Raw genomic sequence first — 13428 nt, forward strand, 5'->3', positions numbered from 1 at the left:
ATCGGCGCTTCAGACTGGCTTTGCCATGTTGGCGACATCACCAATGCGGCCGTCAGATCGAGGCCGAAGGAGAACAAGACATGCTGACCCGACGTACACTTGCCGCGGCGCTGATCGCAGCGCTTGCCATGCCGACCCTTGCTCTCGCTCAGGCGACGACGCCATCGGCGGCAACGATCGAGCGTCAGTTGGAGGCGGCGCCCCGGGTGAAGCTGCGCCCCAACCAGCGCGTCACCATCCGCGAATTCAAGAAGCGGCCGGATCTGCGTCGCATGGCGCGTTCGATCGACATCCAGTCGATCAATTTTGCCTTCGGCTCGGCGGCCATTTCCGAGACGCAATACGGCAAGATCGAAAACATCGCCGATGCGCTTGAGCGCATCCTGCGCCGCGACCCCGGCGCCCGCGTGCTGATCGAGGGCCACACCGACGCCGTCGGCTCCTTCCAGTCGAACCAGATCCTGTCGGAGCAGCGTGCCGCCTCGCTGAAGCGGACCCTGGTGCGCGAATTCGGAGTGCCGGGCTACGCGCTCGAAACCGTCGGCTATGGCGAGGAGTTTCTGCTGGTGCAGACGCAGGACGAGAACTGGCGCAATCGCCGGGTGACGCTCCGCCGCTTCGACGATTTTATTCGATAGGCCGTTCCAGCATCCTGGAGCGACACTGAAAACGAGCCCGGCTTGAATGAGCCGGGCTCTTTCCATATCGCTGATCATTCGGAGCTCATGGCGATGGAAGGATCGGACGATGGCGATACGAGTGGTGATGGCCGGCGCGACCGGCTGGGTCGGCAAGGCGCTGGTGCCGGCGATCTCGGCGCAAGCCGACATGACGCTGGCGGGCGCGGTTTCGCGCAGCGGCGCCGGACAGGATTGCGGCCTGCTGGTTGGTGTGCCGGCTAACGGTGTGATCGTTTCCGCTTCGCTGGCGCAAGCGCTGGAAGCGTCGTCCGATGTGCTGGTCGACTACACCAAGCCGGATGTGGTGAAGGACCACGTGCTGCTGGCCATCGAAAAGGGACGCCATGTGGTGATCGGCACGTCCGGACTGGGGGCTGCCGACTATGCCGAGATCGATGCCGCGGCGCGCGCCAATGGGGTCGGCGTGATCGCAGCCGGCAATTTCTCGATCACCGCCACGCTGATGAAGCGTTTTGCGCTGATGGCGGCGAAATACGTGCCGGATGTCGAGGTCATCGACTATGCCAGCGCCAGAAAGCCGGACGCGCCGTCCGGCACCGCACGCGAGCTTGCAGAGGCGCTGGCCGAAATCCGCCAGGCATCGACCGCGCGGCCAGTCGCCGAGGTCTCCGGCGTGCCGGGAACACGAGGTGCTGCGGTCGGCGCGGGCGAGGGGGTGCAGGTGCATGCGCTTCGGTTGCCCTCCTACATCCTGTCCTGCGAGGCGCTGTTCGGCCTGCCCGACGAGCGGCTAACCATCCGCCACGACGCCGGCTCGTCGGCCGCTCCCTACGTGGCCGGCACGCTGCTTGCCGTCAGGCGGGTACAAGAGATCACCGGACTGGTGCGTGGCCTCGACGCTCTGATGGATTGAGGTTGGCAGGATTCGGGTGGGACGAGCTCAGAGCACGGCATAATTTCCGGTCACGACACCGGAGATTTCGCCATGACCATCCAGTTCAAAGCCTTGCCGACCGAAGATGTGAGAGCCTTGCAGCGCGGTGCTGCCGATGCCTATGGCCGCACGCCGGAGCGGCAGATATCCGATGGCGACGGCGTGCCTTGCCGGCATTGCTTGAAGAATGTCGCTGCCGGCGCGCCCTATCTCGTTCTGGCCTACCGGCCGTTCCCGGCCTTGCAGCCCTATGCCGAGACCGGGCCGATCTTCCTGCATGCGCAGGAATGCGAGCGCGCCGCCGCGGGCGAGGCGCTTCCCGAAATGCTCGAGAGCAGCGACTACATCGTGCGTGGCTATGGCAGCGATGACCGCATCGTCTACGGCAGCGGCGGCGTCATCCCGACTGATGCCATCGTGGCGCGGGCGCAGACCTTGTTCGAGCGCGACGACATTGCCTATGTCCATGTCCGCTCGGCACGCAACAATTGCTACCAGTGCCGTGTTGAGCGAGCCTGACAGTGCCCAAAAAAAGAGCCCGCCGATGGTCTGGCGGGCAGTTGGGGAGCGTGTCCGCGAATTTCAGCAGTCTGCCATTGCCGCCAAGGGTTGTGTGGCGGTGGCAAAGGTCCAGCTGCGGTCGAAGCCGCCGGCTAGACGGACATTCGCGGGCGTTCGTGAAGTGCGATAGATCGACAGCAATTCCTGCTCTATCGACATTTCCTGCTTGAGTTCGTTCTCGGCCAGCGAGCGAAGCGACGGCATGTTTGCCGAGAGCTCTTCCAGGGGTGTCGCTTCGATAATGGCAATGGCGCTGCGCAGCGTATAGGCGGCAAGCCCATTGCAGACGGCGGCGAGATAGCGCAGCCGCATTTTCTGCTCATCTGTGTAAACCGGAAGGCCGTCGAGCTTGGCCCAGGCCTCGAACAGCATGGCGCGGAACAAATGGCTCAGCCCATCACTGGTGAAGTTGCGCCGGTGAAACGCGGTCAGCATGAACTCGTAGAATACATCGATCTTGGGATCGAGAAAGACGTAATCGGGTTCGAACTCAGTGCCGCGCAGGCGGCCTTCGCGCTGCAGCCGGTCGCGGATCGGCGTCCCGGCATAGGGCAGCATGCGGCAGAAGGGGGCCACCGACCAGCCGTCGCCGATGAAGCTTTCCAGGAAGTCGATGTTGATGCGAATGCGCTCGAATGTGGAATCGGGATCGAGCAGCATGAAGCCGAAATCGAATGACAAATCATGCTGGCGCAGAATGCGGCCGGCCTTGAGGTGGGTTTCCGGCACGATCAGCTTTTCCATCAGCTTGAGGCCGTGCTCGTCGCCGGATTCGACGCCCATGTAGACGTGGGTCAGGCCGCCCGAGATAAGATCGGCGAGCACGTCGTCGCGGATTTCGTCGGAACGGCAGCTGATCTTGTAGGCGATGCGACCGGCAAGCCCGCGGCGCCGCACCGAGGCCGAGATGGCGGTCGCCCAATCGCGGGCGCGTTTTCCGGTCGCCAGGAAATCGTCATCCTGGAACAGGAACAGCCGCACGCCCTCGCTTTCGTGTAGCTGTTCAAGCTCGTCGACCACGCATTCGGGATCACGCAGCCGGCGCAGCGCTCCGCCTTGTTTCTCGTAGAAGGGGCGTATCGAACAGAAACTGCATTTCCACGGGCAGCCGCGGCTGCCGAGCACCGACGCCGTTTCCAGCGGATCGTCGCTGTAGTGGATGGTGCTGCGGTCGGGCCGGGGCAGACTGTCGAGGTCGTCGATGACGGTGCGCAAGCAATTGGCCTGGACGCGGCCGGCCTTGCGGCAGGCAATGCCGTCGAGGCTGGTCCAGTCCTTGCCGTCGGCGACCGCGGCGGCCAGCGCGCAAAGCGTCGATTCGCCTTCGAAACGCACGATCGAATCAAGACCCGCGGCCTTGTCGAGCACCTCGGCATAGGAAAAGCTCGGGTAGTGCCCGCCCATCGTGACATGGCCGCGATAGCCGGAACCGCGCAGCGCGTCGATGACCGCGATGTAGGATGCGGTCATATACTGGAAGATCAGCGAGAAACCGACAATGTCCGGATGAAACGCCTTCGCGGCGGCAATCAGCCCTGATGTATCGACGGAAAACTCGACCATTTGCGCTTCATGGCCGGCTTGCGCCAGCGCCGACATCAGATAGCGCAGGCCGAGATTGTCCTGGTCTTCGTAGCCGACGAGCAGAACCCGCGCCGGCCGCGCCGACGCATAGATCTCTGGCTCGAACCGCACCGTCTGCACCGTTTGAAGCATTGCGGCTCCTCCGTTGGCTGGGGCAAGGACGGGGGTCCGCTGGCGGACCCCCGCAATCCGGCTGCTCACTTCTGGCCGAGCTGTTTTTCGACCTGGGCGATCGCCGCATCCAGGCGCACCTTGGAAGCGTTCATCTCGTGCAGTTGCGACTGCAGCGCTTCCTTCGACATGCGCGAGAAGTCGATCGGCGGCGGGTCGAAGATCGGACCACGCAGCTTGCCGATGATATCTGCGATCGAAGCCAACTGGCCGCGCAGATCCCAGAAGGGAGGCGGATCGACCGGGTTTGGACCCGGATGGGGACCGGGCCATGGCCACGGGATCGGCGGCCGGGGCCAGGGAAATGGATGCGGGAACGGATAGGGGTATGGATAGGGCGCCGGATCGATGATCACCCCGCCAGGGTAGGGCGCGGGATCGGTAACGGGTCCGCCGGGGCGTCGGCCAAGACCAGTTTCGATCGCGGACAATCTGCCATGCAGGTCATCCAGTTTGGCTGCTATTTCGGATATCCCAATTTCCTTCGGTGCCTTGACCATTGCGGTCTCCTCGAATGGTGGGAAGGCGGCCTCTGCCGCCACAGAGCAACGTCAGTCTAGGCATATTTCGAATTGCGAATGTGAAGTCGCTCACACTCGCTCGGGCGTCGGTCAGCCGGTCGCGCGAAAGTATTGGTGAAGAGCACCGAAGTCGGTGACGACTGTCGTACTGCCGTCGTATTGTCGCGTTAGACAGTGACTGTCGATCGATTTGCCGACCGCGGATGAACCGGCGGGAAATCTCGATGACCTAGGAAGCGGGGCTTTGGCTCCGCTTTTTTGTTGTCCGTGATCTTGCCGCGCCAAGAAAAGGCCCGCCGGAGCGAACCGGCGGGCGAGACAGGAGGAAACTCTTGTTTGCTGAAATCAGGCGGCCAGGACCGCCTTGGGCTCGACCAGTTCGTAGCCGAGTGCTTCGGCGACAGCGCGATTGGTGATCTTGCCCCTGTGTACGTTGAGACCGTTGCGCAGGTGATGATCGTCGATCATCGCCTTCAGGCCCTTGTCGGCGAGCTGCAGGCCGTAATGCAACGTTGCGTTGTTGAGCGCATGCGCCGAGGTGACCGGCACAGCGCCCGGCATGTTGGCGACGCAGTAGTGGATAACACCGTCGACTTCGTAGGTCGGATCGGCATGGGTGGTGGCATGCGAGGTCTCGAAGCACCCACCCTGGTCGATGGCGACGTCGACCAGCACCGCGCCCTTCTTCATGCCGGACAGCATTTCGCGCGAAACGAGTTTCGGCGCGGCAGCACCCGGGATCAGCACGGCGCCGACGATGATGTCGGCCGAAAAGCACTCTTCCTCGAGCGCCTCGACGGTGGAGTAGCGGGTGTGCACGCGGCCGGCGAAGAGGTCGTCGAGCTGGCGCAGGCGCGGGATCGAGCGGTCGATGATGGTGACGTCGGCGCCAAGGCCGGCCGCCATTCTGGCGGCATGCAAGCCAACGACGCCGCCGCCGAGCACGGTGACCTTACCGGGCAGCACGCCGGGCACGCCGCCGAGCAATACGCCACGGCCGCCATTGGCCTTCTGCAGCGCGGTGGCGCCGGCCTGGATCGACAGGCGGCCGGCGACTTCCGACATCGGCGCCAGCAGCGGCAGACCGCCGCGATCGTCGGTGACGGTTTCGTAGGCGATTGCCGTGACGCCGGAGGCTAGCAGGCCCTTGGTCTGCTCCGGATCCGGAGCGAGATGGAGATAGGTGTAGAGGATCTGGCCGTCACGCAGTTGCACCCATTCGTTGGGCTGCGGCTCCTTGACCTTGACGATCATGTCGGACTTGGCAAACACGTCGGCGGCGGTCTTGGCGATGGTGGCGCCGGCGGCGCGGTAGGCGTTGTCATCGGCGCCGATGCCGGCGCCGGCGCCGGTCTCGACCAGCACTTCATGGCCGTGAGCGACATATTCGCGAACCGAGCCTGGTGTGAGGCCAACGCGGTATTCGTGGTTCTTGATTTCCCGGGGGCAGCCGACGCGCATCTTTTTATCTCCTGATCCGGCCCTTTTGGGCTCGTTCCCTGTCTAAAGGCAGTGAACCACGAATCGTTCCGAAAGTGCTTGCGAATGCGCTTGCGTGAGAGGGGCGTTTTCGATAATCGTTGCGCGAAATAGCCGAATAGTCGCAGGAATCACGAAAAATGCCACTCGACAGGATTGATATCGCTATTCTCGAGACTTTGCAGAAGGATGGACGGATCCCCAATGCAGCGCTCGCCGAGAAGGTCGGCCTGTCGCAGTCGGCCTGTTCGCGGCGGCTCGACAATCTGGAGAAATCCGGAACCATTCGCGGTTACCACGCCCGGCTTTCCAATGCCGCCCTTGGCCACCAGATGACGGCGATCGTGCATATATCGCTGTCGGGACAGTTCGAGAAGACGCTGTCGGATTTCGAGGCGGCGATTAAACGCTGCCCGAACGTGCTGTCCTGCCATCTGATGTCGGGCGAATACGACTATATCCTGCGCATCGCGGCAAAGGATCTCGTCGATTACGAGCGCATCCACAAGGAATGGCTGTCGGCGATGCCGCATGTGACGAAGATCAACTCGTCATTCGCCTTGCGCGAGATTGTCGACCGCACGGCGATGGGGATGAAGCCGGAACTGGCTTAGCGCCAAAGGCACACGCGGACGTCTTTCCCAATATAGCACGCGCCTTCGCGGCGAAGTTCTTCCCAGCGTTCATCACCGTGTGTCGCGCGAATGTCCGAGTTCCCATAGCCCGCCCAGACATCCTCGTCCTTGTAGACAACCGCCCAGTAATCTTCGGACATTTCACCAGCGCCACTATGCGTATCGGGATAGTCGATCCCTGCAAAAACCTGCCGGGGCCCTTGGATATTGAAATCGCCGCCCTGCTCGATTTGATAGGAGCATCTTCCGGATATGCGAGTTTGGCCGTCAACAACAAGCAGGCAGCGGCCCCATTTATAACCGCTGGGCAAACGATGCTTTGGTTGCGCAAGCGAAGGCGAACAGGAAAACGCAATTGCGATGGCCGCCGCCATAATTCGTCCGATCATCTTGTCACCCGTTGCGATGCAATCAATCCAGGAGCGACTGGACGCTGTTGGATCCGCCCAGAGCGCATGTCGAAACGGTCCGCCGCGGCATGGTCTCCTTGAAGATCATGTTATTTGGCGACCAAGTCGGATTTTTGTCATGGCGAAACAGAAATCCAGCCGGTCTCGTTTCCAAACGGGCTCCTAGGCCTCGGTCACCAGCCGATCCATCGGGATGTCATGCGGCTGCGGGTAAATGGTGGCGATGCGCTGCAGTTCGTAGCCGACGCCGATGACCAGCGGCTTGAACGGCATCGCCGCCAGCGTGCGGTCGAAGAAGCCGCCGCCGTAACCCAGGCGGTAATGGCTGGGATCGATGCCGACGATCGGCGAGATGACGATGTCGGGCAGCACCGGGTCGCCTTCCGCCGGGATCGGGATGTTCCAGACGCCCTTTTCCAAACGGTCGCCAGGCACGTAGGCGCGAAAGACCAGCGGTTGGCCTTTCTCGATGACGACGGGCAGGGCGGTGCGGCCGCCACGTTCGTTGATGGACGCCATCCAGGGCCGTAAATCCGGTTCGCCGCGAAACGGCCAGTAGAGGCTGACCATGCGGCCGGCGATCTCGCCGATGACAGTGTCGAGACCTTCGGCGATGCGCTGCGACATCGCTGCCCGCGCGTCGGCGGCAACGGCGAGACGGGCCGCGATCAGCCGCTCGCGCTCGGCCTTGCGCCAGCGTTTTACGTCGGTCCAGTCACTCAAGGGCGCACGAAACTCCGGATCGAGTTCATGCATGAAGCAAGGCGGCGAAGCGTACCGCGCCGGACCTTCGTCGTCATGATTGTTCGCCATGCTTCACCCTCGGCATGCTGTTTCGGTCGAGGCTATACCCGGCCATGGTGTGCGACATGTGCATTCACGACATCGAGCGGCGACTCCCGGGCAATTGCCAGGACGGGACATTGTTGCGGTGCACAAAAATACCTACATCCAACTCGATAGATCAGGGTGGATGAGATGAACGAAGCCAGTCATCATATCGTCGTTGTCGGCGCGGGTTTCGGCGGTCTCGAATTCACCCGCGCGCTGGCCGGCGCGCCGGTGCGCATCACCATGATCGACAAGCGCAACCATCATCTGTTCCAGCCGCTGCTCTACCAGGTGGCGACCACGGCGCTGGCCACGTCGGAGGTTGCCTGGCCGGTGCGCCAGCTCCTTCGCAAGCGCAAGGACGTGACGACGCTGCTCGCCAATGTCACCGGCGTCGACCGCGCCGGCAAACGCGTGCTGTTCGATGATGGCAGTGCCGTCGGCTATGACACGCTGGTGCTGGCCACCGGCGCGCGTCACGCCTATTTCGGCCACGACGAATGGGAGCCTTTTGCGCCGGGGCTAAAAACGCTGGAGGACGCCACCACCATTCGGCGGCGCATTCTGCTGGCGTTCGAGCAGGCCGAGCGCGAAACCGATCCTGCCAAACGCCAGGCGCTTCTGACCATTGCGATTGTCGGCGGCGGGCCGACCGGTGTGGAGCTTGCCGGCACCATCATCGAACTGGCGCATGACACGCTGCGCGGCGAGTTCCGCAACATCGATACGCGGCAAACGCGTGTGGTGTTGATCGAGGCCGGGGATCGCATCCTTGCCAATTTCGCGCCAAAACTCTCCGTTTACGCTGGGAAGGCGCTCGAGCGGCTGGGCGTGACGATCGAGCTCGGCCGGGCCGTGACGCGCTGCGACGCCGAAGGTGTTGTGTTTGGCGACAAGCAACTGGCGGCCCGAACGATCCTCTGGGCAGCCGGCGTTGCCGCTTCGCCCGCCGCCGAATGGCTTGGAGCGAAGGCAGACCGGGCGGGCAGGGTGCTCGTCGAGCCTGACCTCAGCGTGCCCGGCAGCCCCGAGATTTTTGTCATCGGCGACGCCGCCCTTGTGCTGCGGCCCGACGGACGGCCGGTCCCCGGCGTGGCGCCTTCCGCCAAGCAGGAGGGCCGACATGTTGCGGCTACCGTCAAGGCCCGGCTTAACGGTGACAGGACCGCGCGTCCTTTCCACTACAAACACGCCGGCGATCTGGCGACGATCGGCAAGCGCACCGCCGCCATCGATTTCGGCTGGATCAAGCTCACCGGGTGGCTCGCCTGGTGGCTGTGGGGAATTGCGCACATCTACTTCCTGATCGGCTTTCGCAACCGGCTTGCGGTCTCGTTAAGCTGGCTATGGATCTACCTGACGGGTCAGCGCAGCGCGCGGCTGATCACCCAAGGCGATGACGACAAGGGCTGACTTTTCGTTCCGGTGAGGATGTTTCATCCGCCCGTCACCTTTTCCTGATCGATTGACTTCCCGGTGGACATGGCCGGATTTCGGCGCGAAGTTTCTGCTTCGGGGTCTGGGCTTGTCACTTTGTCGAAGTAGGAAAAAACAATGCCCCAACTGCTCCACCCCGTCTCCCGCCGTGGCTTTCTCGCCGGCGCCACCGCCGCAGGCGCACTGATCATGCTCCATCCGTTCTCCGCTCGCGCGCAAGCCAACCAGGCGCATCTGAGGATCATGGAAACCACCGACATCCATGTGAATGTGCTGCCCTACGATTATTACGCCGACAAACCAAACGACACGATGGGGCTGTCGCGGACGGCGTCGCTGATCGCAGCGGTGCGCAAGGAAGCCACCAACGCCATGCTGATCGACAATGGCGACCTTCTGCAAGGCAACCCGATGGGTGACTACATCGCCTATGAGAAGGGGATGAAAGAGGGCGACCTGCATCCGATCATGAAGGGCATGAACCTGCTCGGCTATGAATGCTCGACGCTCGGCAACCATGAGTTCAACTACGGCCTGTCGTTCCTGGACAAAGTGCTGGCCGGTGCCAATTTCCCCTTCGTCTGCGCCAATTTGATCCGAGGCACCGAGCTTGCCGCCAACCCGCGCGACGACAAGCTTTACCTCAAGCCGTATGTCATCCTGGAGAAGAAGATCAAGGACGGGTCGGGCGCCGAGCAGCCGATCAAGATAGGCATCATCGGCTTCGTGCCGCCGCAAATCATGGTCTGGGACTTGAAGAATCTCGAAGGCAACGTCAGGACGCGCGACATCGTCGAGGCGGCCAAGGCCTGGGTGCCTGAGATGAAGGAGGCGGGCGCCGACATCGTCATTGCACTCTCGCATTCCGGCATCGACATCAAGCAGGGCGACATGATGGAGAACGCCTCGTTCTTCGTCGCCGGCGTCGAGGGTATCGACGCGGTCTTTACCGGTCACCAGCATCTGGTCTTCCCCGGCAAGAAGGACTTTCAGTCGCTTGAGGCCGTCGACACGCAAAAGGGCACGCTGCAAGGCAAGCCTGCCGTCATGGGCGGCTTCTGGGGCTCGCATATGGGCCTGATCGACCTGATGCTGGAGCGCGACGGGTCGAAATGGAAGGTCGTTTCGGCAACCTCCGAGGCGCGGCCGATTTACGAGCGGGTCGACAAGGCGAACAAGCCGACGGTCGAGGACGACCAGCGCATCGTCGAGGCGCTGAAGGAAGACCATGAGGCGACGCTCGCCTATGTGCGCCGTCCCGTCGGCAAGACTTCGGCGCCGCTCTATTCCTATTTTGCGCTGGTCGCCGACGATCCGTCGGTGCAGATCGTGAGCCAGGCGCAGACCTGGTATCTCAAGGATATCCTCAAAAACACGCAGTGGAAGGACGTGCCGCTGCTGTCGGCGGCGGCGCCCTTCAAGGCGGGCGGGCGCAACGGCGCCGACTATTATACCGACGTGCCGGTCGGCGATATTGCGATCAAAAATGTCGCCGACCTCTATCTCTATCCGAACACGGTGCGTGCCGTCGAAATCACCGGCGCGCAGGTCAAGGAATGGCTGGAAATGTCGGCTGGCATCTTCAACAGAATCGAGGCGGGGAAAGCCGACCAGGCGCTCATCAACTCCGATTTCCCGTCCTACAATTTCGACGTCATCGACGGCGTCAGCTACAGGATCGACCTGTCGAAGCCGCCCAAATACGATGCCAAGGGCGGGTTGGCGAATGCCGACTCAAACCGCATCGTCGACCTGATGTTCGACGGTAAACCAATTGATCCCGCGGGGAAATTTGTCGTCGCCACCAACAATTACCGCGCCGGAGGCGGCGGCAATTTCCCTGATATCAATGCCTCGAAGATCATCTATGAGGCGCCCGACACCAACCGCGATGTGATCGTTCGCTACATTATCAGCGAGGGCACGATCAATCCGTCGGCGGATGGCAATTGGTCGTTTGCGCCATTGCCTGGAACCAGCGTCGTGTTCGAGACCGGCGCCGAGGCCAAGGATTTCATTGCTGAGGTGACGTCGCTGAAGATCGAACCGGCGGGCGAGGGCGAAGCGGGGTTTGCGAAATACCGCATCATCCTCTGAAAATCGGTTCGCGAGACGTCGCGCAATGGGCAGAAGGGCAAGGCGGCGCAGGCCGCCTGCCGGGATTTCGTTGAGGCCGCCCCTACGCCTTGTAGACCACCTGACGGACATCGATGTAGCTGGCCCTAAAGCCGGCTTCGCAATAGTGCAGGTAGAATTCCCAGAGTTTCTTGAAGCGGTCGTCGAAACCGAGCGGAACGATCTTTTCCCATGACGCCCAGAAGCGCTGACGCCATTCGGCGAGTGTGCGCGCATAGTCGTCAGGGAACACGCGCTCGCGCAGATGGGCAAGGCCGTGGTCGGCGCCGAGCGATTTCAGGATCGACGGCGTCGGCAGCATGCCGCCGGGGAAAACATAGCGCTGGATGAAATCGGGCCGGGCGCGATAGGTGTCGTAGGCAGCTTCGTTGATGGTGATGATCTGCAGGCCGGCAGTGCCGCCGGGCTTCAGACAGGCCTTCATCTTGGCGAAGAACACCGGCCAGTATTTTTCGCCGACCGCCTCGAACATCTCGATCGAGGCGATGCGGTCATAGGTGCCGGTCTCGTCGCGATAGTCCTGCAGCTTGATGTCGACCTTGTCGGCAAGGCCTGCCTTCTGGATGCGGGCCTTGGCGAAATCGTGCTGCTCGCGGCTGATCGTCAATCCGGTGACGCGGCAGCCGATTTCGCGCGCGGCAAATTCGGCAAAGCCGCCCCACCCGCAGCCGATCTCCAGCACATGGTCCTTTTTGCCAATGCCGGTGTCCTTGGCCAGTGCGCGATATTTGGCAGCCTGGGCGCTTTCCAGATCATTGGCGCCGGTCGCATAGAGCGCCGACGAATAGGTCATGCTCGGATCGAGCCATTCCTTGTAGAAGGCGTTGCCAAGATCGTAGTGCGCCGAGATGTTGCGTTGCGAGCCGGTGCGGGTGTTTTCATTGAACCAGTGGCGGATGCGCTGGACGGTGTTGATGAGCCAGCTGGCGCCGCCGGCGACACGTTCGCCGATGGCCGAGTTGATGACGAACAGTTCCAGGAAACTGGTGACGTCAGGGCTTTCCCAGTCGCCGTCCATGTAGGATTCGGCAACGCCGATGGTGCCGCCGGTGAAGGCCCGGCCGGGCAAGCGCCAGTTCTTGAGCACCAGTTCGGCGTCGGGACCGGGACCCTTGCCGCCGACGAGAACGGCGCGACCGTCAGGCATTCTCACCTTCAGCGAACCGCGTGGCAGGTTCATCGCCGCCGACAGCACCATGCGCGCCTTGGCCGGCAGGCCTTTGACGATCTCGGCGAAATTGAATTCGTCGAGCTTGACCGCATCGCTCAACACCATGCCGGCCGATGCTGCGCCCTTGTGTTCCTTGTATGCCATTTCACGTCCCTGCACTTCTGCGGGACCGGCACAAAAATCCTCCGGCTCCCACACCCTCTCGCAGTTCATTCGCCAGGTTCGGCCGCCGCTGCCTGATCCCGGGTGCTGGCCGGTTCGGGAGCGGGCGGGCTCGAACGAAAACGCGCGCCCTTTAACCAGAGCTTCAGCGCTTCCCAGTGAATTCCCGCGACAATCTTCCACGTCATTAACGGGAACTTCAAGAGGCAAGCAGCGAGCCGGGCTGTGCCAAGCGGTTGGGCCTGGCCGGCAAAGGTGGCTGACAAGCAGCGCTTCGCCGCTTTCCGTCTCGAGAATGCGCGGGCGCACCACCTTTCCCGGCGGCATGATGTGGAAGTGGCAGCGCGCCCATGTCGATGAACGTCGAGACGTGGAAGACCTTGGTGCGCGCCAGCTGGACGGGCAATCGGCGCTGAGTTTCACGGCGCCACGCGACAAAAATGTCTCTCAGTGTTTCGCAAGCCGACTTGAAGCCAACGAAACGGATTTCAGAGGAAGGTGCCGGCCGGCGTCAAAATCGCTATGGTTGCCGCCGGCTCCATGCGATAGTTTTAGCCATGCGTTATGTTATCGTCATCGTCGCCATCACCTTCTTCCTGATCTGGGACGGCCTCTACAATCAGGGCCACTATCTCGACACGACGGTCAGGGAGATGTCGCGCGTCGTGCGCTATGTCACCGGCGTGGTCTAATTTTTCCATCCAGAAGACCCCTCTGAAGGCCGCCGGGCGCGACATCGTTGCTGGTTGACGCGA

General features: G+C 62.4%; 14 protein-coding genes. 7 read left to right on the forward strand and 7 right to left on the reverse strand.

The window, feature by feature from the left end; translation table 11 throughout:
- Positions 1-80 precede the first annotated feature (80 nt).
- The 3 genes from AC1DXU_RS28930 to AC1DXU_RS28940 all read left to right on the forward strand — a co-directional run bounded on the left by AC1DXU_RS28930 (position 81) and on the right by AC1DXU_RS28940 (position 2094).
- The gene (locus AC1DXU_RS28930) at positions 81-638 is read left to right on the forward strand and encodes an OmpA family protein (RefSeq protein WP_477374452.1); all 558 of its coding nucleotides are present in this window, start codon (positions 81-83) and stop codon (positions 636-638) included.
- A gap of 109 nt (positions 639-747) precedes the next feature.
- Positions 748-1554 carry a 4-hydroxy-tetrahydrodipicolinate reductase gene (dapB, locus tag AC1DXU_RS28935; RefSeq protein WP_477374454.1) on the forward strand — a complete coding sequence of 269 codons (807 nt, stop codon included), beginning with the start codon at positions 748-750 and terminating at the stop codon, positions 1552-1554.
- A 72-nt stretch (positions 1555-1626) separates the two neighbouring features.
- On the forward strand, positions 1627-2094 hold the full coding sequence (locus tag AC1DXU_RS28940) for a DUF1203 domain-containing protein (RefSeq protein WP_477374456.1): 468 nt from the start codon (positions 1627-1629) through the stop codon (positions 2092-2094).
- Positions 2095-2157: 63 nt separating this feature from the next.
- On the opposite strand, the gene AC1DXU_RS28945 is transcribed toward AC1DXU_RS28940, so the two are convergent.
- The 3 genes from AC1DXU_RS28945 to ald form a co-directional block, all read right to left on the reverse strand.
- The gene (locus AC1DXU_RS28945) at positions 2158-3852 is read right to left on the reverse strand and encodes a B12-binding domain-containing radical SAM protein (protein ID WP_477374458.1); all 1695 of its coding nucleotides are present in this window, start codon (positions 3850-3852) and stop codon (positions 2158-2160) included.
- A gap of 65 nt (positions 3853-3917) precedes the next feature.
- Positions 3918-4391, reverse strand: a complete 474-nt coding sequence (locus tag AC1DXU_RS28950; protein WP_477374460.1) for a hypothetical protein — start codon at positions 4389-4391, stop codon at positions 3918-3920.
- Positions 4392-4757: 366 nt separating this feature from the next.
- Entirely contained in the window at positions 4758-5873 is a 1116-nt protein-coding gene (ald, locus tag AC1DXU_RS28955; RefSeq protein ID WP_477276019.1) for an alanine dehydrogenase, read from the reverse strand.
- 158 nt (positions 5874-6031) lie between these two features.
- On the opposite strand from ald, the gene AC1DXU_RS28960 reads away from it, so the two are divergent.
- A complete protein-coding gene (locus AC1DXU_RS28960) occupies positions 6032-6505 on the forward strand; it encodes an Lrp/AsnC family transcriptional regulator (protein ID WP_127851891.1) in 474 nt (157 codons plus the stop codon).
- Here the strand turns inward: AC1DXU_RS28960 and AC1DXU_RS28965 are convergent.
- Positions 6502-6915, reverse strand: coding sequence for a hypothetical protein (locus AC1DXU_RS28965; RefSeq protein WP_477374462.1), 414 nt, complete (start codon positions 6913-6915; stop codon positions 6502-6504). The genes AC1DXU_RS28960 and AC1DXU_RS28965 overlap by 4 nt on opposite strands.
- 183 nt (positions 6916-7098) lie before the next feature.
- Complete coding sequence (locus AC1DXU_RS28970; RefSeq protein WP_477374464.1) at positions 7099-7749, reverse strand: 5-formyltetrahydrofolate cyclo-ligase; 651 nt, start codon at positions 7747-7749, stop codon at positions 7099-7101.
- A 165-nt stretch (positions 7750-7914) separates the two neighbouring features.
- Here AC1DXU_RS28970 and AC1DXU_RS28975 point away from each other — a divergent pair, with 165 nt between their 5' ends.
- Together AC1DXU_RS28975 and AC1DXU_RS28980 are read left to right on the forward strand one after the other, a co-directional pair.
- Entirely contained in the window at positions 7915-9180 is a 1266-nt protein-coding gene (locus tag AC1DXU_RS28975) for an NAD(P)/FAD-dependent oxidoreductase (protein ID WP_477374466.1), read from the forward strand.
- A 141-nt stretch (positions 9181-9321) separates the two neighbouring features.
- Positions 9322-11301 carry a bifunctional 2',3'-cyclic-nucleotide 2'-phosphodiesterase/3'-nucleotidase gene (locus tag AC1DXU_RS28980; RefSeq protein WP_477374468.1) on the forward strand — a complete coding sequence of 660 codons (1980 nt, stop codon included), beginning with the start codon at positions 9322-9324 and terminating at the stop codon, positions 11299-11301.
- 82 nt (positions 11302-11383) lie between these two features.
- Here AC1DXU_RS28980 and AC1DXU_RS28985 read toward each other — a convergent pair whose 3' ends face one another.
- Positions 11384-12655 carry a class I SAM-dependent methyltransferase gene (locus tag AC1DXU_RS28985; RefSeq protein ID WP_477314606.1) on the reverse strand — a complete coding sequence of 424 codons (1272 nt, stop codon included), beginning with the start codon at positions 12653-12655 and terminating at the stop codon, positions 11384-11386.
- A gap of 65 nt (positions 12656-12720) precedes the next feature.
- Positions 12721-12939 carry a DUF1365 family protein gene (locus AC1DXU_RS28990; protein ID WP_477374470.1) on the reverse strand — a complete coding sequence of 73 codons (219 nt, stop codon included), beginning with the start codon at positions 12937-12939 and terminating at the stop codon, positions 12721-12723.
- Positions 12940-13230: 291 nt separating this feature from the next.
- Between AC1DXU_RS28990 and AC1DXU_RS28995 the strand changes: the two genes are divergently transcribed.
- Complete coding sequence (locus AC1DXU_RS28995; RefSeq protein WP_477314610.1) at positions 13231-13365, forward strand: hypothetical protein; 135 nt, start codon at positions 13231-13233, stop codon at positions 13363-13365.
- Positions 13366-13428: the final 63 nt, after the last annotated feature.

This window comes from Mesorhizobium sp. P3_A10, assembly GCF_056403175.1.